This is a genomic window from Streptomyces sp. SBT349 (assembly GCF_001083795.1).
GTDB lineage: Bacteria > Actinomycetota > Actinomycetes > Streptomycetales > Streptomycetaceae > Streptomyces.
Window position 1 is genome coordinate 1 of the sequence record NZ_LAVK01000149.1, and the last position, 17,324, is coordinate 17,324.

Annotated in this window: 17 protein-coding genes; 9 read left to right on the top strand and 8 right to left on the bottom strand. The window is 73.8% G+C overall.

The genetic code is table 11. The features are described from left to right. Nucleotides 1–307: 307 nt before the first annotated feature. The 3 genes from ADY01_RS19145 to ADY01_RS19155 form a co-directional block, all read right to left on the bottom strand. Nucleotides 308–1,363, bottom strand: a complete 1,056-nt coding sequence (locus ADY01_RS19145) for a C40 family peptidase (RefSeq protein WP_049574794.1) — start codon at nucleotides 1,361–1,363, stop codon at nucleotides 308–310. Nucleotides 1,364–1,504: 141 nt separating this feature from the next. Further along, nucleotides 1,505–2,338, bottom strand: coding sequence for a DsbA family protein (locus ADY01_RS19150; protein WP_078900419.1), 834 nt, complete (start codon nucleotides 2,336–2,338; stop codon nucleotides 1,505–1,507). A 124-nt stretch (nucleotides 2,339–2,462) separates the two neighbouring features. After that, nucleotides 2,463–5,057: a glycoside hydrolase family 9 protein gene (locus tag ADY01_RS19155; protein ID WP_049574797.1), complete on the bottom strand. Its 2,595-nt coding sequence runs from the start codon at nucleotides 5,055–5,057 to the stop codon at nucleotides 2,463–2,465. Nucleotides 5,058–5,284: 227 nt separating this feature from the next. On the opposite strand from ADY01_RS19155, the gene ADY01_RS19160 reads away from it, so the two are divergent. Then, the gene (locus ADY01_RS19160) at nucleotides 5,285–5,641 is read left to right on the top strand and encodes a membrane protein (RefSeq protein ID WP_049574806.1); all 357 of its coding nucleotides are present in this window, start codon (nucleotides 5,285–5,287) and stop codon (nucleotides 5,639–5,641) included. A gap of 165 nt (nucleotides 5,642–5,806) precedes the next feature. Continuing rightward, entirely contained in the window at nucleotides 5,807–6,694 is an 888-nt protein-coding gene (locus ADY01_RS19165; RefSeq protein ID WP_049574838.1) for a hypothetical protein, read from the top strand. Here the strand turns inward: ADY01_RS19165 and ADY01_RS19170 are convergent. Further along, the gene (locus ADY01_RS19170) at nucleotides 6,657–7,385 is read right to left on the bottom strand and encodes an SDR family NAD(P)-dependent oxidoreductase (RefSeq protein ID WP_063784279.1); all 729 of its coding nucleotides are present in this window, start codon (nucleotides 7,383–7,385) and stop codon (nucleotides 6,657–6,659) included. The two genes, ADY01_RS19165 and ADY01_RS19170, sit on opposite strands and share 38 nt — an antisense overlap. A 97-nt stretch (nucleotides 7,386–7,482) precedes the next feature. Here ADY01_RS19170 and ADY01_RS19175 point away from each other — a divergent pair, with 97 nt between their 5' ends. The 4 genes from ADY01_RS19175 to ADY01_RS19190 all read left to right on the top strand — a co-directional run bounded on the left by ADY01_RS19175 (nucleotide 7,483) and on the right by ADY01_RS19190 (nucleotide 10,423). Continuing rightward, nucleotides 7,483–7,866 (top strand): MerR family transcriptional regulator, encoded by a 384-nt coding sequence (locus ADY01_RS19175; RefSeq protein ID WP_049574809.1) that lies wholly within the window; start codon nucleotides 7,483–7,485, stop codon nucleotides 7,864–7,866. Nucleotides 7,867–7,981: 115 nt separating this feature from the next. Then, nucleotides 7,982–8,287 (top strand): chaplin, encoded by a 306-nt coding sequence (locus tag ADY01_RS41585; protein ID WP_049574813.1) that lies wholly within the window; start codon nucleotides 7,982–7,984, stop codon nucleotides 8,285–8,287. A 160-nt stretch (nucleotides 8,288–8,447) separates the two neighbouring features. Next, nucleotides 8,448–9,002, top strand: a complete 555-nt coding sequence (locus tag ADY01_RS19185; RefSeq protein WP_159001286.1) for a hypothetical protein — start codon at nucleotides 8,448–8,450, stop codon at nucleotides 9,000–9,002. Nucleotides 9,003–9,187: 185 nt separating this feature from the next. Further along, on the top strand, nucleotides 9,188–10,423 hold the full coding sequence (locus ADY01_RS19190; RefSeq protein ID WP_324613106.1) for an NlpC/P60 family protein: 1,236 nt from the start codon (nucleotides 9,188–9,190) through the stop codon (nucleotides 10,421–10,423). A 21-nt stretch (nucleotides 10,424–10,444) separates the two neighbouring features. On the opposite strand, the gene ADY01_RS19195 is transcribed toward ADY01_RS19190, so the two are convergent. Further along, nucleotides 10,445–10,828 (bottom strand): hypothetical protein, encoded by a 384-nt coding sequence (locus tag ADY01_RS19195; RefSeq protein ID WP_049574819.1) that lies wholly within the window; start codon nucleotides 10,826–10,828, stop codon nucleotides 10,445–10,447. Between the two features lie 160 nt (nucleotides 10,829–10,988). Next, entirely contained in the window at nucleotides 10,989–12,047 is a 1,059-nt protein-coding gene (locus ADY01_RS19200; RefSeq protein ID WP_063784280.1) for a porin PorA family protein, read from the bottom strand. Between the two features lie 247 nt (nucleotides 12,048–12,294). Between ADY01_RS19200 and ADY01_RS19205 the strand changes: the two genes are divergently transcribed. Beyond that, nucleotides 12,295–12,939 (top strand): TetR/AcrR family transcriptional regulator, encoded by a 645-nt coding sequence (locus ADY01_RS19205; RefSeq protein ID WP_049574824.1) that lies wholly within the window; start codon nucleotides 12,295–12,297, stop codon nucleotides 12,937–12,939. Between the two features lie 43 nt (nucleotides 12,940–12,982). On the opposite strand, the gene ADY01_RS19210 is transcribed toward ADY01_RS19205, so the two are convergent. After that, nucleotides 12,983–13,753: a hypothetical protein gene (locus tag ADY01_RS19210; RefSeq protein ID WP_049574842.1), complete on the bottom strand. Its 771-nt coding sequence runs from the start codon at nucleotides 13,751–13,753 to the stop codon at nucleotides 12,983–12,985. 228 nt (nucleotides 13,754–13,981) lie between these two features. Here ADY01_RS19210 and ADY01_RS19215 point away from each other — a divergent pair, with 228 nt between their 5' ends. Both ADY01_RS19215 and ADY01_RS19220 read left to right on the top strand, forming a co-directional pair. After that, nucleotides 13,982–14,935 (top strand): SDR family NAD(P)-dependent oxidoreductase, encoded by a 954-nt coding sequence (locus ADY01_RS19215; RefSeq protein WP_049574828.1) that lies wholly within the window; start codon nucleotides 13,982–13,984, stop codon nucleotides 14,933–14,935. A gap of 144 nt (nucleotides 14,936–15,079) precedes the next feature. Beyond that, nucleotides 15,080–16,414 carry a glycosyltransferase 87 family protein gene (locus ADY01_RS19220; RefSeq protein WP_049574831.1) on the top strand — a complete coding sequence of 445 codons (1,335 nt, stop codon included), beginning with the start codon at nucleotides 15,080–15,082 and terminating at the stop codon, nucleotides 16,412–16,414. Here ADY01_RS19220 and ADY01_RS19225 read toward each other — a convergent pair. After that, a complete protein-coding gene (locus ADY01_RS19225; protein ID WP_049574834.1) occupies nucleotides 16,347–17,051 on the bottom strand; it encodes a hypothetical protein in 705 nt (234 codons plus the stop codon). The genes ADY01_RS19220 and ADY01_RS19225 overlap by 68 nt on opposite strands. Nucleotides 17,052–17,324 lie beyond the last annotated feature (273 nt).

Genomic DNA, 17,324 nt, shown 5'->3' on the forward strand with positions numbered 1-17,324 from the left:
CGCGTGACTGGTCCGCGCGCTCCACCAGCACCAAGTGCGCTGAACAACCAAAAGGGGGCCCGACCCCCCGGGCCGGGAGGGCGTCGCCCCCCGTGGCCCGCAGGGACCGAGCCCCCCACGCGGTTGGAGAGGCTTTGGGCGGGAGCTGCGTTGGGGCGAGAGATCGGGGGCCCTTACGCTGGCCGGCGGATCGGGCCCCTGGGCCCCACCGCGTTTTCCCCGATCGGGCCCCCGATCTTGGAGGCTCGCCCCAACGTGGCTGCGTAAAGCCTCGGAAACCGCCCCAGCCACGAACGGCCAAGCCGGCCTACGCCGGGCGGGTGGCGGCGGTCAGGGGCATCGAGTCGACCGGGGCCAGGCGGACCGGGGTGCCGGGGCGGGAGGCGTGGATGATCTGGCCGCCGCCGACGTAGATGCCCACGTGGCTGATCCCTGAGTAGTAGAACACCAGGTCGCCCGGAGCCAGCTCGTCGCGGGAGACGCGGGTTCCGGCGGAGACCTGGCTGTAGCTGGTGCGGGGGAGCGAGACGCCGCCCGCGAGCCAGGCCGCCTGGGTGAGTCCCGAGCAGTCGAACGCGTCGGGGCCCGTGGCGCCCCAGCCGTACGGCTTGCCGAGCTGCGCGAAGGCGAACCCGACCGCCGAGGCCGCGCGCGCCGAGGGGGCCACGTCGTGGTGGTCGCCGCTCCCCGCGCGGGTGGCGACGGCGGTGGCGTCCTCGCCGAGGAGCCGTTCGCGTTCCTCGGCCGTGCGGGTGGCCAGCAGGTCCTCGGCCTCCGCGAGCCGGTCCTCGACCACCTCGCGCTGGTCGTCGGCGTCCTCCCTGGCCTCCGTCAGTTCGACGGCGCGGTCGGCCGCCTCGTCGCGGAGCCGTTCGATCTCGCGTGCCCGCTGCTCGATGTCCCGCACGATCCTGGCCTGGTGGGCGTCGCTGCGGTCGACCACGTCGGCACGGCGCAGGAAGTCCTCGGGGTCGGCGGACAGGGCCAGGTGGAGCGAGGCGGGGAGGCCGCCGGTGCGGTACTCGGCCCCGGCCTGGGAGCCGATCGCGTCGCGGGCCTCGTTGAGCTCGGCGGTGTGGCGGGAGGCCCGGTCGCGCAACGCGTCGAGGTCGCGTTCGGCCCGCTGGGCGGCCTCGGTGGCGGCGTTGAACGCCTCGGTCGCCTCCTCGGCCTCACCGTGCAGCGCGTCCACACGCTGCTCGACCTCGGTGAGGCTCGGCTCGGGCTCGGCGAGCGCGGAGCTGTCCAGAACGGTGGCCGAGGCGGCGCCCGCCAGGGTGAGGGTCGCGGCGGCGCGGAGGGCGACGGGGATGGGTTTTCGGTGCGTCCGGCGCCACAGGCGGTTCTTCCGATGCTTGGCCATGGAGGAGGACGCTAGACCGGCGGAGGTACCCTCCATGGCCATCCGACCGGGATTGGTGCCAATCGCCCGCATCCGGCAGGGAGTTGACCGTTTGCCCGGCCGGATCGTGGCGCGGAGTGATCGAACGTGTCGCTTCCGCGACTAAGGGGCCGCCTCGTACAGCTGGTCGATCAGCTCGCGGAAGTCCTCGACGGGCTGCGCGCCCTGGACCGCCTGGCCGTTGATCAAGAACGACGGAGTGCTGGTGACCCCCAGGTCGAACGCCTCGTCGGCGTCGCGGCCCACGGCCTCGCCCGCCTCCTCCGACTCCGTGTCGGCGGCGAACCGCTCCAGGTCCTCCACCCCCGCCTGCTCGGCCAGCGCCCGCGCGCCCTCGTCCTCGAACCGGCCGCTGTCGCGGTGGAACTCCTCGCCGAGCGCCGCCGCGTAGAACTCCCAGAAACGTCCCTGCTGTCCCGCCGCCCACGCGGCCCGGGCCGCGGCGTCGGACTCGGGCCCGTTGATCGGGTAGTTGCGGAACTCGATCCGCAGCACGCCTCGTTCCACGTACTCCGCCACCAGCGCGTCGTGCGTCTCGCGGGCGTGGATGCCGCTGAACGCGTCCTGGAAGTCCACGTACTCGATCATGACCACGGGGGCGTCGGCCTCGCCCAGGGCCAGCGGGTCCCCGGCGTCGCGCCGAGCCAGCTCAAGGGCCGGGTGGTCCTCCGGCAGCGGCTCCACCGAGCCCCCGGTGCCGTCACTCGTGCCGCCCGCGCTCTCCGCGTCGCCGCCCGCGAGCGAGGCGAGGCCGCCGATGGCGAGCGCGCAGACGAGGAACGCGGCGAGCAGCCCGGCGGCCAGGCGGCGGCGTCCCGCGCCGGGCGCGTCGGTGGCCCCGGCCGGGCCCCGGGAGGTGGGACGGCTTCCGCCGCTCCCGCCCCTTGCTCCGCCCTTGGCGCCCTTCTTCGGCTTCCTCGTCCGTGCGACAGGCATGCACCCCAGCGTAGGCGGCCCGCTCCCCGAACGGAGGCCGGGCCCGTCGACCGGTGGTCGACGGGCCCGGCGGGGGCCGTCCCGCCCGAAGGGCGGGGGGCGGAGCGGCCGTGCGGGGGGTGGATCACCCCGCGGCGCAGGTCCCGCCGTTGAGGGAGAACGCCGCCGGGTCGGCCACGGTGCCGGACGACGTGCCCTGGAAGCCGAAGCTCACCGAGCCGCCGGGCGCGACCGTGCCGTTCCAGTTCACCGGACGCGCGGTCACGTCCCGGCCGCTCTGGGTGACCGTGGCGTTCCACGCGTTCGTGATCCGCTGGTTGTCGCCGAACGACCAGGTCAGCTCCCAGGGGCTGATCGGCGCCTCACCGGTGTTGGTGATGCTCACCGCCGAGGTGAACCCGCTTCCCCAGCGGTTGGAGTCGTAGGAGACCGCGCAGACCGGGGGCTCCTCGTTCCCCGGGTCGCTGCCTGAGCCGGCGCCGAGGTCGTCCGCGTAGGAGGCGAGCCACGCCAGCGGCGCGTTCCAGTTGATCGTCACCTCGTTGGTCGCGTACGACTCGATGTGGTCGACGTAGCACATCGCCGGGGCGCAGCCGGTGAGCAGCTCCTCGGCGATGGGGTCCTCCAGGTTGGCGTTGGGGCCGCCGGCCACCGAACCCGCGGGCGGGTTGGGCAGTGTGGCGTCGAGCTGGTTCGCCCAGTGCCGGTGGTGCTGGTTCTGCGCGTGGCGCTCGCCGTAGCCGGTGACGTAGGACAGGTTGAGCGGGTTGAGGCCCATCAGGTAGTTCAGCCCGGACAGCACGCCGTCGCGGTAGGCCGCCTCGCCGGTCAGGTCGTGCGCGGTGGCCAGGACGATCATGTTGTTCATGACCTGGCTGTTGGAGCCCCAGACGTAGGCGTCCTCGGGCAGCGGCACGCCGTAGGCGCCCGTGCCCACCGTGGCGAGGACCGCGTCGGCGGCCTCCGTGAGCGTGGAACGGACGTCGGCGAGCTGCGCGTCGGTCAGGCCGCCCTCGACGGTCGCCAGGCTCAACGCGCCGAGCGCCGCGGTCGAACCCCAGCTGAAGCCGCCGGGCGGGAAGACCGCCTCGGCGTCGTTGTGCAGCTCGGAGCCCACCACGTCCTGGAGGTACGCGTCCTCGCCCGTGGTCAGGTACAGCTCGGCGGCGGCCCAGTAGAACTCGTCCGTCACGTCGTTGTCGCTGTAGGCGCCGCCGCCCGTGCCGTCGGCCGGGTCGGCGAGGAGGTCCGGGTTGGCCAGCGCGGCCTCGTACGCCGTGGTGGCCGAGGCCAGCAGCGTCGCGGCGTAGTCCGCGTCGAACTCCTCGAACAGCCGGGCGCCCTGGGCGGCGGCGGCCGCGACGTTCAGCGTGGCCGCGGTGGACGGCGGGTGCAGTTCACGCGGCTGCGTGTCCTCGTGCGGCAGCAGCGGCAGGCCGGTCCACGCCGCGTCGTGCAGCTTGTGGTGGGCCATGCCCGCGAGCTCCTCGCCCGCCGGGACCTGCATCGAGGTCAGGAAGTCCAGCTGCCAGCGCGCCTCGTCCAGGATGTCGGGAACGCCGTTGCCCTGCTCGGGAACGGCCAGCGCGCCGTCGCCCAGCGCGTCGCCGTCCGCACCCTCGGCGGTCAGCGTGCGCTCGTAGTTGGAGAGCAACTGCGCCGCGGCGATACCGCCGTTGACCACGTACTTGCCGTGGTCGCCCGCGTCGTACCAGCCGCCCGCCGCGTCCAGCGTGTAGTCGCAGGGGTCGGCCGCCCAGCAGGTGACGCCGTCGTCGCCCTGGTTGGGCGCGACGTTGACGTGCCCGGCGGGCCGCGCGTACTCCTCGCCGACCAGCTCGGGGTCGATCTCGATGCCGCTGCGGTTGTGGTAGAAGTACGCCAGCGCGTCGCCGCGCAGCGAGTCGTACAGGTCACCGCCGATCGAGAACGGCTCGCTCGTCTCGCCGTCGATGGTGACCGTGTAGCCCTCGCCCTCGGCCTCCACCTCGCTGAACGCGAACGTGTGAACGTTCTCCGCCGAGATCGGGTCCACACCGGCGGGCGAGGTCGTGCCGCTCGCCACCTCGGTGCCCGCGGCGTCGTTGAGGGTCCACGGCAGCGCCTCGGTCCCCTCCGTCACGAAGGTGCCCTCCTTGGGGCCCTCGGTGAGGTAGCCGACCTGGTTGACACGGACCGGGGAGCCGGTGTCCGGCTCGTAGACGGGCGGTTCGGCGCCGCCGGTCAGCGAGACGTCGTCCAGGCAGAAGGTCACCGCGTCGTCGCCGCCGCCCACCTGGAACGCGAGCTGCGCGGCCTCGTGGTCGGCGCTCGCGGTGAAGACGTGGGTGATCGGCTCCGCGGTGTCCGAGACCGGGTCCGCCGAGGAGTGCTCGGTCAGCCAGGGGTCGACGGCCTGCTGGACGTTGGTGCGCACGGTGAGCGGCGCGGAGGCGGTGGCGGTGAAGCTCAGCTCGTAGGACTCGCCGGCCGTCAGCGGGATGCCGTCCTGCCCGACGATGGCATCCCACGGGTTGACCGTTCCGCCCTCGACCTCCGCGCACAGGCGGCCGTCCACGACCGCGAACGGGGCGTTCGGCGTCGACCACCACGGCTCGGTGCCCGCGGCGAAGTCGCCGTTGACGATCAGGTTGGTCTGCGCCGCGGAGGGGGAGGCGGTGGCGGCGGGGGTGAGGGTGAGGGCGCCGACGGTGAGCCCGGCGGCGAGGGCGGCGCCCATGAGGCGCCGGCCGCGTGGTGGCGGGCCGGACGCGTGGGGGGCGTGGGAAGGACGTGGGGTCACGGCTCAATCCTTCAGGAGTCTGGGACATGGGCGGTGGGACCGTTGAGCGTGGGAGCGCTCCCAGAGCATCGTGTGCGGATGGCAGGACCCCGTCAAGACCTCAGACGCCTGCGAACGCGCTCAGTTCGGCTCACCCGTTCAACTCACCCGTAGACTCTGCCCTCATGGATGTCCTGATCAACATCTTCCTCGCGCTGCACATCGTGGGCATCGCCGCGTTGCTCGGCGGCTTCTTCGCCCAGATGAAGGCGATGGGCGCGGGCGAGGCCCGCATGACGCCGGGCATGCTGCACGGCGCGCTCACGATGCTGGTGACGGGTCTGGCCCTGGTCGGGCTGAACCAGGCCGACGACCAGGAGGTCGACAACGTCAAGATCGCCGTCAAGCTGGCGGTCCTGCTGGTGATCCTCGTCCTGGTCTACATCCGCCGGGACGACGAAGAGGGCGTCCCCGCACCGCTGTTCGGTGCGGTGGGTGCCTTGACCGTGGCGAACATCTTCATCGCGACGCTGTGGACCTGAGCCCCCTCCGGGAGGGGACGGGCCGGCGCTGACCGGGGGTGGGTGGGCGTGGAGCTTCCGAGGCCGGTTCCCGAACGGGACGGTGTCGCCCGGTCCTTGGCCGGACGTGGGGCCGGGGCCCTTCTCCGCGCTCGGGGGGACGACTACGCGTGCGCCATCCGGGAGATGTCCCGGGGTCTGGTGGCTCTGGACAACGAGCCGAGCCCGGCCCCCGTGGCCGAGATGGCGGCGCGTGCCTTCAAGGCGGTGTACCGGCGGCTGGGCGAGGGGGATTTCGACGCCCGGTACGAGCGGGACATCCGGTCCGCGGCGGCGGAACTGGCGGAGATCGGGGGCTGGGCGCTGTTCAACGCGAAGCGATTCGGCGCCGCCCGTAGGTTCAACGCCGAGGCGTTGTCTCTCGCCGTGCTGTCCGGTGACCGGTCCATCGAGCTGTTGATCATGCAGAACATGGGCATGCTGGCCGGGTGGTCGGGGCGTGGCGGGGAGGAACTGGCCATCGCGCGCGCTGTGGTCGAGCGGGGGCGGCTGTCGCCACGCATTGAGGCGATGTTCCGGGCGCGGGAGGCTCAGGGGCTCGCGGCGGCGGGACGTGGCGCGGAGGCGGCCCGTTCCTTCGACCGGGCCCGTTCGCTGCTCCAGGACGCGGCGCCGGACAGCGCGCCCGCGTGGGCCTGGTGGATCACCGGCACGGAGATCGACCGGCAGCAGGGGCGGGTCCTCCACGAGAGCGGCGAGTTGCGGGCCGCCATCCCAGTTTTGCAACGGGCCACCCGGCGCACGGAGACGCCGGTCGGGTACCACAACATCGCCGCGGTCCGCCTGTTGGCCTGCCTTATCCAGGTCCGGGCGTGGCGTGACGCCGAGGAAGAAGCCGTCGCGCTCGCTCGCGTCGTCGCCGAAACCACTTCGGCGGTCACTCTGGATCTGCTGGCCGCCGTCGCCCGGCGTGGCGAGGCGCTGCGGGACGCGCCCGGCGCCCTTCGCGACGCGCTCCACCAGGTCCGCACCGCCGTCACCGACGACCCGTTCGCCCTCGGAGCGGCTGTCTGAGGCAGGGGGCCGAGCTGGCGAAGGTGGCACGCGCCGCGCTCTCCGCGGTGTGGAGGATGTCGCGGTGCCAACGGTGCCTGGGCTGGGTGTGCAGGGTCCAGTAGTGCTCGGCGATCATGTCCGGGTCGAACGCGGTGGCGGGGGCGATCGGGCCGTCCACGGTCACGGAGGCCACGTGGACGCCGAGCGGCCCGTAGCGTTCCGCGAGGAGGTCCACCAGCGTCCGCAGCCCGGCCTTGCCGAGGGAGAGGCTGACATAGGCCGCCTTGGGAACGGGCATGCCGCCGGTGACGAGGAACGAGCCGCCGCCGCGTGCGGCCATGAGCGGCGCGATGTGGGTGGCGGTGGTGAGCGCCCCGACGACGTTCACCGCCCAGGCGTCGAGCTGGGCGCGGGCGGACAGGTCGCCCGGCGCGTCGGGCCGGACGACCGCGGCGTTGTAGACCACCACGTCCGGTGGGCCCAGTTCGACCACCGCCGCGTCGAGGGCGGCGCGCAGGGCGCTCTCGTCGGCGCAGTCGGCGGTCAGGGCGGCCACCGGGACGCCCGAGGGGGCGAGGCCGGCGGCCACCGCCGCCACCGTTCCCGCCGTGCGGGCCACCAGGGCCACCGGCATGTGCGCGCGCGCGAACCTGCGGGCTATCGCCCCGCCGAGTCCCGGCCCCGCTCCGATGACGAACGCTCCCGGCATGGTTCCGCCTCCCGCTCTCCGAGTCCTGAGTGGACGTTATGGGGTGACACTGGTGTGAAGGTCAAGAGAGCGCAGGGGAACGAAGGGTGTGTGGCGGATGCGGATCGGGGACCTGGCCCGCGAGACGGGGGTGAGCCGGCGGCTGCTGCGGTACTACGAGGAGCAGGGCCTCCTCCGCCCGGCGCGGCTGGCCAATGGCTACCGCGTGTACGCCCCGGCGCACGTGGAGGCGGTGCGGCGCATCCGCGCGCTGCTGGGCGCCGGGCTGCCGACCGCCGTCATCGCGCTGGTGCTGGAGTGCGTGCGCGAGGAGGGCGAACGGCTCGTGCCGTCGGCCTGTCCCGGCATGGTCGGCCACCTCCGGCGGGAGCGGGGCAGGGTGGCCGCGGCCATCGAGGAACTCCAGGGCAGGCAGCGGGCCCTGGACGCGCTGCTGGACGCGGCGCGGCGGGGGAGCGGCGGCGAGCGGGCGGAGGCGTGAGCTCGCGGGGGCGTTGGGCCATTGGTGCCTGATTCTGGCGCCGGGCAGGTGAATGGGCGGTTTGGATGGGGGTTTCGCGGGCGGGGGCTGGGACGTTCCGAGCATGAATCGGAGCATGAACAAGACCAGGACATTCCTTCTGGCCGCGGGCCTGAGCGTCACGCTGGCCGGTGTCGGCGCCGGAACCGCCGCGGCGGACGGCGAGGACGGCAAGGACGGCAGGGATGGCAAGGACGACCGGGGGCACTCCGCCCCCCGCGGCTGCGTCAACATCGGCGATTCGCACGCCGAGGCGGCGGCGGTGGGTTCGCCCGGCGTCCTGTCCGGCAATGTGATCCAGATCCCGGTGCACGTGCCGATCAACCTCTGCGGCAACAGCGTCAACGTGATCGGCTTCCTGAACCCGGCTTTCGGCAACTGACCCCCGCCCTCGGCGCGTCGAGCCCCGGTCACCCCACCAGGTGACCGGGGCTCTGCGTTTGCGTTCGGGGCGTTGGGCGCGAAGGTCGTGTGGAGCGGGCGCCGATCCCCCGCGCGGGCCCATAGGGTGCTCTTGGCACGACACACGACGAGGGGAAGCCATGCGTAGGTCAATACGGCTCGCACTGCCCGCGGTTGCGGCGGCGACGTTGCTGGTCGGCGGCTGCGGCGGCGACGACAGCGAGGAGAACGCCGACGACGCGTCCCAGGAGCAGGGCGGCGCCGACGGGGGGCAGGAGCAGGAAGAGGGCGGCGGTGACACGGGTGGTGACACCGGCGGTGGTCCGTCCGACGCCGACCTCGAAGGCAACTGGATCACCACCGACGGCACCACCGGCAACGTGATGATGATCACCGGCGGCCAGGCCACGTTCGTGGAGAACGCGTCCGAGGCCGGCGTGGGCTCGGTGTGCTCGGGGACGGTCAACGAGGGGGCGCTCGACCTCGTCTGCGAGCCGCTCGACAGCCCGTTCAGCGAGGGCACCGCCGTCGCGGAGGGCGGAGCGCTCACCGTCACCTGGTCGGACGGCACCGAGGAGAGCTACGAGCAGGTGACGGGCGACCTGCCGGAGATCCCCGACATCCCGGAGATCCCGGACGTGGAGATCCCCGAGGCCCCCGAGATCCCGGAGGTCCCCGAGATCCCGGACATGTAGGGCGCACCGCCCGGCGCGCGGCGCGTCCCCGCGGTTCGGGGGGCGGGTCGCGCGCCGGGGGGAATCGGCGGGCACTTCCCTGTTTTCCCGTTCTGTACCCCCGCCCATGGTCACGAATTGATCTCGCACGGATCGCACATCGGCCTTCACAAGACCCCCTTCGAGTGGCTAGCGTGCAGCGCCAGGTGGTGTACACCAGAAGGAAGGACACGGCCTTGGGCTCCCATCGCAAGCCGCGCGTCGGCATTCTCGAATCGCCGGTCGCCCGGCGCGGCGCCGTCGGAGTCGGTGCCGTGGCCCTCGCCTCGGCGACGTTGCTCGGCGGCTCGAACGCCGTCGCGGACGACGAGGACACGCCGGAGATAGAGGAGCAGCGCGACCGCGCCACCGAGGCCCGCGAGCGGGCACTTGAGGTCCAGGAGCAGGTCGACGCCCTCTACCAGCAGGCCGGTTCGGCCACCCAGCACTACAACGCCGCCGAAGAGGCGACCGCGGAGCAGCGGGACCGGGCCGACGCCGCGATGGAGGAGGCCGCCGCCGCCAGCGACCAGGTGAACGAGGCGCGCCGCACGCTCGGCACCTATGCCGCGGCCCAGTACCGCGCGGGCGGCGGCGGACTGCCGGACACGGCGTCGCTGCTCCTCGCCGAGGACTTCCGCAGCTTCTTCGACACCCGCCACGCCCTCGACCGCCTCGGCGACGCGCAGCAGCAGGCCGTCACCGACTTCACCGACCGCCAGGCCGCGGCGGACGAGCAGCGGGACCGGGCGACGGACGAGCTGAACGAACTCCAGGACCGCGAAGCGGAGTTGGAGGCCGAGAAGCAGGAGGTCCAGGACAAGCTCTCCAAGGCGAGGGAGCTGCTCGACGAGATGTCGGCCGAGGAGCAGGCCGAGCTCGACGAACTGGAGCGCCTGGAGCGCGAGGAGGCGGAGCGCCGCGCCGAACAGGCGCGCCTGGAGCGCGAGGAGCAGGAACGCGCCGAGCGTGAGGCGCGCGAGCAGGCGGAGCGCGAGGCGCAGGAGGAGGGGCAGCCGGAGGCGCCCCCGCCCGCCGACGAGGGCGGGAGCACCAGCCAGGCCGACGCCGCGATCGCCTTCGCCGAGGCGCAGTTGGGCAAGCCCTACGTCTGGGGTGCCACGGGCCCCAACTCGTTCGACTGCTCCGGGCTGACGCAGGCCGCGTGGCGCGAGGCGGGCGTGGAGATCCCCCGGGTCACCTTCGACCAGGTGGACTTCGGCACCCAGGTCTCACGCGACGCGCTGCGACCGGGCGACCTGGTCTTCTTCTACGCCGACGTCAGCCACGTCGGCCTCTACATAGGCGACGGCATGATGATCCACGCCCCGAAGCCGGGCGACGTGGTGAAGTACGAGTCCATCGACGTGATGCCCTGGCACAGCGCCATCCGCCCGGCCTGACCGGCGGTCGAGGCCCGTCCGCTAGCCGCGCAGGCGGGTCGCGGTCCGGGTGACCTCGTCGGGGTCCAGGGGGTAGGGGCTGCCGTACAGGACCGGGCCGGTGATGACGGCGGGGCCGGTGACCGCGGGTGAGCCGTACTCGGCGGCGAGCGCGCTCGCCGCCGAGTTGGGCCCGCCCGGTCGGGCCCGGCCAGGGCTCTCCTCGGCGTGCCACAGGGTCAGGTCGTCGCCGAGCTTGGTGGATCGTATGTGCTCCGAGCCGAGCAGACGGGCCACCTCCTGTACGAGATCCATCCCGAAGGACGCTGTCCTCACGTGCTTGACGCCGCGGTCGGTCACGAGCAGCAGCCCGCTCGCCTTGCCGGTTGCCTCGCCGCTCGCCTTGCCGCGCTTGAAAAATGCCATCCCGGGATCATATGGGCGTGACCACGTCACGCGCCAAGCCCTCGCGGACATCGATCCGCCGTGCCGGGAACGACCGGGACCCGGCCCGAGGTGATTCGGGTCCGGGTCCTGGTTCTGATTCGCGTCCGGGTCCTGGGCCGCCGGAACTCCGGCGGCCTGGTCACACGGCGGGGCTGCCCTCGGGGGTGGCGGCGGGGTCGCCCGCGGCGTTGCCGGGGCCCGAGCCGGAGGCCCTGCGGCCCGCGAGCTCGCGCCAGAAGGCCAGCGCCACCAGCAGGACCGCGACCACCAGCAGGCCGAGCGGCACGGCCATGCGGACCAGCCACAGCATGGTCGCCGCCGACTCCGCGTCGTCGGCCCGCTCCTGGATGCCCTCGTCGGTGCCCTCCACCGCCATGGTGTTGACCGGGGCGAGGGTCACGGGCCCTTCGGGGCCCTCGGTCTGGGCGACGATCGTCTGCTCCAGGGTGCCGTCGAGGACCGTGCCGGTCTCGGAGTCGACCCAGGCCACGCGCTGGGAGGTCGACGCGTAGGACAGCGGCACCGGGTCGGGCAGCGCGCCCAGGGCGGCCGGGTCGGGGCGCGCCTCCGCGGGCAGGGTCTCGGCGATGCCCGCGATGACGTCCCTCGGCAGCGCCGTGGGCAGGCCCTCCAGGATCGCCGGGTCGGCGAGGGGGCCGGCGTGGTCGATGGTGAACACGTAGGCGTCGCGGCCTTCGAGTTCCTCGGTCCTGTCGTAGACCGCGGGCGCCTCGGTGGCGGTCGTCGAGTCCCAGAGCGTGTAGTCGCGCTCCTCGGGCTCCAGCGGCCAGGAGATCACCAGACCCTGGTGCTCCTCGGCCTCCGAGCCGTCGGGGGCCGGGCGGTCCTCCAGGTCGACGCGGTCGACGGACCAGCGGTGGCTGGTCGTCGACAGCTCCGTGCCGTCCTGCCCGGCGACCACCACGTCGTCGCTCACCACGGCCGTGCTGCCGTCGGTCTCCACGACCTGGACGCGCCGGTCGAGGGTGATCGGCACGTCGGTGAGGAAGGCGTTGGCCAGGTCGCCCGACTCCAGGGCGGCCGCGTTCAGCAACGAGGCCGCGCCGGTGTACTCGAACGTGCTGTCCGTGTCGTCGGGAACCTGGTGCACGGCCGGGAAGACCACGAGCCGGGTCACGGCCGACGCGGCCACCAGCACGGCGGCCGTTCCTGACAGAATCCAGGTGCTTTTGCGCATGGGTGTCTCCTGAGTGCAGGCGCACGGCGTTGTACGACGGCCGGAGACAGGGATGGGCATCGCCCTCGGCCGCGTCGTTCTAGCGATCGCTAGGTCAACCTAGAGTTGGCGAGTTGGCACGTCAATGCGTTCTTGGCAGCCATCGGATAACGAACGCTCGCTAGACTCGCCGCCGGGCACCCTCCACCGGGGCGCACTCTCGACGGGGGCGCTCCCAACCCGGGGCAACGAGAACGGGGTCACGGCCATGGCGGAACCGGTAGCGGCGCTGCGCGCCGACGGGCATACGGACTGGCGGACCTATGAGCCCCTCGAACTGCCGCCCATACTGGCCGCCGCGCTGGCCGCGTTCGGCGAGCAGGGCTACCACGGCACCAGCGTGCGGGTGATAGCGCGCCGGGTCGGGGTCACGGTGCCCACTCTCTACTACCACCACCGCAACAAGCAGGCGCTGCTCGCCGAGTTGCTCACCGGCTCGCTGCGGGCGGCGCTGGGGCGCTGCCGTTCGGCCGTCGAGGGCGCGGGCCCCGAGCCCGTCGCACGGTTCTCGGCGCTGGTGGAGTGCCTCGTCCTGTACGCGGCCCACCGGGCGCCGCTGGCCGCCCTCGACGCCGAGGCGCGCAGCCTGGAGCCGGAGAACCTGGCCCGGTACGCCGCGGAACGCGACGAGTTGAAGGCCATGCTGCACCGTGCCGTCCAGGACGGCGCGGATCTGGGGGACTTCACCACCGCCTACCCCGTGGACGCCGGGCGGGCCGTGCTGACCATGTGCGTGTCCGTGGCCGACTGGTACCGCCCGGAAGGCCCGTTGACCCCGGAGGCGCTGGCCCGGCGCTATGTGGGGATAGCCCTGGCCAGCGTCGGCCACCGGACCAGGCGAAGGGCCCGCTGAGGCGGGCCCTTCCGCGGTGGTGGCCGGGCCGGGCCGGTGGCGTTCAGCCGGTGGCGGGGGTGCCGCGCATCAGCTCCAGGTCCGCGCCCCAGGCGTCGAGCACCGCCGCGTGACCGGCCCGGCGGGCGGCCCGTTCGATGCCGCCGAAGAGGGAACGCTGCATGGCCGGGTCGCCGTCGGCCAGGACGCGTTCGAGGACGGGCAGCAACCGGTCGGCGTGCCAGGCGCGTTCGCTCAGGGGCTCGGACTCCAGCTCCCAGGCCAGGTACTTGGCGTAGGGCGTGACCCTCCCGTGCAGCGCGAAGAGCACCTGGAGGGCGAACGGCACGCTGGCGGCGGCGTCGAGGTGACCGGCGCCGGGGCGGCCGTCGCGGTGGTTCTTGAGGGACCGGTAGAGCTGGTTGGCGTACGCGTCGAGGTACCGGTCGAGCGCGGCGCGCGCCTCGTCGGGCGCGAGCGTCCGCTTCCGGTCCAGGATCTCGCCGAGCTCCCCGCCGAGGCGGTCGGCCAGGAGCCTGGCGCGCACATAGGTGTAACGCGCCCAGTCGTCGGGGTCCTGCGCCGTCCCGCGCCGGCGGAACTCGGCGAGCGTCATCACCACGACGTCCAGCCGCGGCGTGCGCAGGCCGTGCAGCTCGGTGAGCGGCGAGGGGACGCCGTCGCGGAGGACGGCGATGACGTCGTGGTCGGAGTGGGCGGTGGGCATCCCCGGGTAGGCGCGGGAGCCGTAGAGGATCAGCCCGGCGAGGGCGGGGTCCGCCTCCGCCCGCGCGACGAAGGTCTCGAAGGCCGCCGTGGCGGTGGTGTGCGTCATGGTGAGTCGCTCCATGCGGAATCGTCCGGGGCCGGGGAACGGCCGCGGATGCTGTCGGCTTCGCATGTGCGGCGGCGCTGGGGCCGCCGCGGCGGAGATCACCTCACGGCGACGACACTACCGCCGCCCGACTGTCCGATGAACTGATTTCCCGAGGGCTGCCCATAAGGTCCGTACTGGCACATACCGGGCCCGCTGCGGGCCACGCGGACAGGAAAGAGGCAGCCCATGACCGAGGAGCGGACGCTCGTCACCACGCCGTTCGACGCCGAGTCCACCGCCGGTGAGGTCGTGGCGCACCTCGACCTCACCGGCCGCCGCGCCGTCGTGACCGGCGCGACGTCGGGCATCGGCGTCGAGACCGCCCGCGCCCTGGCCGGGGCGGGCGCGGAGGTGACGCTCGCGGTGCGGAACACCGGGGAGGGGGAGCGCGTCGCCGAGGACATCAGGGCGACGACGGGCAACGAACGGGTGCACGTCGCGCCGCTCGACCTCTCCGACCAGGCGTCGGTGGCCGACTTCACCGCCACCTGGGCGGGTCCGCTGCACATGCTGGTCAACAACGCGGGCGTGATGATGACACCCGAGCGGCGCACGCCGGAGGGCTGGGAACTCCAGTTCGCCACCAACCACCTGGGCCACTTCGCGCTCGCCACCGGGCTGCACGGGGCGCTGGCCGAGGCGGACCGGGCCCGGGTCGTCGGGGTCACCTCGGTCGGGCACCTGAGCAGCGGGATCGACTTCGACGACATCCACTTCCGCGAGCGCCCCTACGACCCGGCGGTGGCCTACGGCCAGTCCAAGACGGCGGTCGTGCTGTTCGCCGTCGAGGCCAACCGGCGCTGGTCGGGCGACGGCATCACGGTCAACGCGGCGCACCCGGGCGCGGTCATGGAGACGGAGCTGACCCGCCACCTGAGCGAGGAGGAGGTGAACGAGGCGGTCTCGCGCGGCGGCTACCACTTCAAGTCCCCGCAGCAGGGCGCCGCCACCTCCGTGATGCTGGCGACCTGGCCCCCCATCGAGGGCGTCGGCGGCCGGTACTTCGAGGACTGCAACGAGGCCCGCCGCCACACCCCCGAGGCCAGGGCCGGGGTCGCCGACCACGCGGTGGACCCGGAGGCGGCCGTCCGTCTCTGGGAGGCGTCGATGGCGGAGATCGTCCTGGCCGCCCGCGGCTGACCCGCCGGAACGGGGCCGGGAGCCGCCGGGGATCCCGGCCCGTGTGGTCCGTGAGGAGGACGGGGTCCCTCCCGCGACGGACCCCGGGAGATCGCCCCCGGTCGGGACGACGGCGAGCGGCCCGCGAACCTAGCGTTCGCGGACATGACCAGCAGCCCGGCCGTCGCCGAGTCCCCCAGCCCGTCCCGCGGCACCGGGGGGCCGGGGGCCGCCCCCGTCCGGTGGTGGCGCACCCGCGCCGCCGCGGTGGCCGGGTGCCTCGCGTCGTTCGCCGCCTTCCTCCTCGCCCAGCGCGCGGCCGGCGTCACGCTGCTCGACCTCGACGTCTACCGCGCCGAGGGCTGGACGGTCCGCACCGGCGGCGACCTCTACGCGATGCGCGCCACGAAGCACGAACTGCCCGCCACCTACCCGCCGTTCGCCGCGCTGCTCTTCATACCCCTGACCTGGCCGAGCGTGGACGCCATGCGCGTGGCCGCCACCCTGGCCAACCTCGCCCTGCTCGTCGCGCTCGTCCACCTCTCCCTGCGCCTCACCGGCCGCGCCTCCCCGCGGGCGACCTGCGCCGTCGCCGCCCTCGCCGTCTGGTGCGAGCCGGTGTGGACCACGCTGCGCTACGGCCAGATCAACCTCCTGATCGCCGTGCTCGTGCTCTGGGACCTGACCCGGCGCCCCGGCCACCGCTGGGCCGGCGCCGGGACGGGCATCGCCGCGGGGATCAAGCTCACGCCCGCCCTCTTCGTCGTCTGCCTCGCGGTGGCCGGGGCCGTCCTCGGCGCCCGCCGGCTGCGCCACGGCGTTCCCGCCGGGAACGTCCACCTGCGGCGCGCGGCCGTGGCCACCGGCGCCTTCGCCGGAACGGTCGCCCTGGCCGCCGCCGCGGTGCCGCGCGACTCGCTGCGGTTCTGGACCGAGGTCATCTTCGACTCGGGCGACCGGGCGGGCGAGGCCGAGAGCGCGGCCAACCAGAACGTCCGCGGCGTCGTCGCGCGCGCCCTGTCCACGGGGGAGCCGCCCTCCTGGTGGCTGCTGGTGGCCGCCGCGGCCGTCTGCGTGGGCCTCGCCACGGCCGTCGCCGCGCTGCTCGCCGGGGAGCGGCTGCCCCACGGGCCCGCCTGGGCCGCCGTGACCTGCGGGGTCACCGCACTGCTCGTCAGCCCGTTCTCCTGGTCGCACCACTGGGTCTGGGCCGTTCCGCTCGTGCTGCTCCTCGCGGTCGAGGCGGAGCGGCGCCACCACGCGGGGTGGACGGCGGGGGCGGTGGCCGCGGGGCTGCTGTTCTGCTCGTTCGCCCTGTGGGCCGTCCCGCACGACGCCGGCCGCCCCGAACTCGACCAGTCCCTCGGCGAGATGGCGCTCTGCGCGCTCTACCCGGCCGCCGGCGCCGCCTTCCTCGCCACCGCCGCCACCGTCACGGCGCGGGCGTGGCGCCGCCCCTGCCGTCCCCGGCGGCCGGGGTCTCCGCGGGCCGCGGCCTGAGGGCCCGGTAGCGCTGGAAGCGGTTCATGCGCAGCCCCTCGATCCCCTCCATCCCGTCGAAGATCCCGCGCGCGCCGCCCAGCGCCGGGGCGCCCACGGCCTCGCGGTGCGCCTCCTCGCTGGTCCACTCCGCCCAGTTGATCACCCGGGTCCCGTCCAGGGTGAACAGCAGCTGCCCGCCGATGCCCGCCGGGTTCGGGGTGCCCGCGACATGGCCCGCGATGGTCTCGGCCACCTGCGCCTGCTCGGCGGGTCCTGCCGTGCCGATGACGATGTAGACCGTGCAGCCGGGGAACGGGCCCTCCTCCGGCCGTTCCCTCTCCTCCTCCCGCCAGGCGAACGCCTCGGCGGGGCGGGCCTTCAGCGTCTCCAGCGGCTCCACCTCCGCCACCGCGCGCGCCTCGGCGAGGGCTCCTTCCCAGGGGGCGTCGGCGGAGGCCAGGTCCCTCCAGCGCGCCGAGAAGAGGACGAGCCCGCCGTCGGTGCTCAGCAGCGCTGTGACCGAGAGGCACCCCTCCGGCCAGGGCCCCACCCTCCACCGCGCCATGGCGGCGTCCGCCGCGGCCCGCTGGTCGGCCCGCCCCGGCACCTGCCACAGGGTGGTGGTCACGAAGTCGTTCGTCGTGTCGTTGTCCATGACTCCGATCCTCGGAGTTGAACCGTGGTTGAGGTCAAGTGCTGGCCTGCGGCCGGCTTGGCCGTTCGTGGCTGGGGCGGTTTCCGAGGCTTTACGCAGCCACGTTGGGGCGAGCCTCCAAGATCGGGGGCCCGATCGGGGAAAACGCGGTGGGGCCCAGGGGCCCGATCCGCTGGCCAGCGTAAGGGCCCCCGATCTCTCGCCCCAACGCGGCTCCCGCCCAAAGCCTCTCCAACCGCGTGGGGGGTCCGCATCCCCGGGGCCGGTGGGGGT

Bases quoted from the DNA above. Each gene is read 5' to 3' on its own strand.
- ADY01_RS19145 (WP_049574794.1), bottom strand. From the start codon at position 1,363: ATGGCCAAGCATCGGAAGAACCGCCTGTGGCGCCGGACGCACCGAAAA.
- ADY01_RS19150 (WP_078900419.1), bottom strand. From the start codon at position 2,338: ATGCCTGTCGCACGGACGAGGAAGCCGAAGAAGGGCGCCAAGGGCGGA.
- ADY01_RS19155 (WP_049574797.1), bottom strand. From the start codon at position 5,057: ATGGGCGCCGCCCTCGCCGCCGGGCTCACCGTCGGCGCCCTCACCCTC.
- ADY01_RS19160 (WP_049574806.1), top strand. From the start codon at position 5,285: ATGGATGTCCTGATCAACATCTTCCTCGCGCTGCACATCGTGGGCATC.
- ADY01_RS19165 (WP_049574838.1), top strand. From the start codon at position 5,807: ATGTCCCGGGGTCTGGTGGCTCTGGACAACGAGCCGAGCCCGGCCCCC.
- ADY01_RS19170 (WP_063784279.1), bottom strand. From the start codon at position 7,385: ATGCCGGGAGCGTTCGTCATCGGAGCGGGGCCGGGACTCGGCGGGGCG.
- ADY01_RS19175 (WP_049574809.1), top strand. From the start codon at position 7,483: ATGCGGATCGGGGACCTGGCCCGCGAGACGGGGGTGAGCCGGCGGCTG.
- ADY01_RS41585 (WP_049574813.1), top strand. From the start codon at position 7,982: ATGAACAAGACCAGGACATTCCTTCTGGCCGCGGGCCTGAGCGTCACG.
- ADY01_RS19185 (WP_159001286.1), top strand. From the start codon at position 8,448: ATGCGTAGGTCAATACGGCTCGCACTGCCCGCGGTTGCGGCGGCGACG.
- ADY01_RS19195 (WP_049574819.1), bottom strand. From the start codon at position 10,828: ATGGCATTTTTCAAGCGCGGCAAGGCGAGCGGCGAGGCAACCGGCAAG.
- ADY01_RS19200 (WP_063784280.1), bottom strand. From the start codon at position 12,047: ATGCGCAAAAGCACCTGGATTCTGTCAGGAACGGCCGCCGTGCTGGTG.
- ADY01_RS19205 (WP_049574824.1), top strand. From the start codon at position 12,295: ATGGCGGAACCGGTAGCGGCGCTGCGCGCCGACGGGCATACGGACTGG.
- ADY01_RS19210 (WP_049574842.1), bottom strand. From the start codon at position 13,753: ATGACGCACACCACCGCCACGGCGGCCTTCGAGACCTTCGTCGCGCGG.
- ADY01_RS19215 (WP_049574828.1), top strand. From the start codon at position 13,982: ATGACCGAGGAGCGGACGCTCGTCACCACGCCGTTCGACGCCGAGTCC.
- ADY01_RS19220 (WP_049574831.1), top strand. From the start codon at position 15,080: ATGACCAGCAGCCCGGCCGTCGCCGAGTCCCCCAGCCCGTCCCGCGGC.
- ADY01_RS19225 (WP_049574834.1), bottom strand. From the start codon at position 17,051: ATGGACAACGACACGACGAACGACTTCGTGACCACCACCCTGTGGCAG.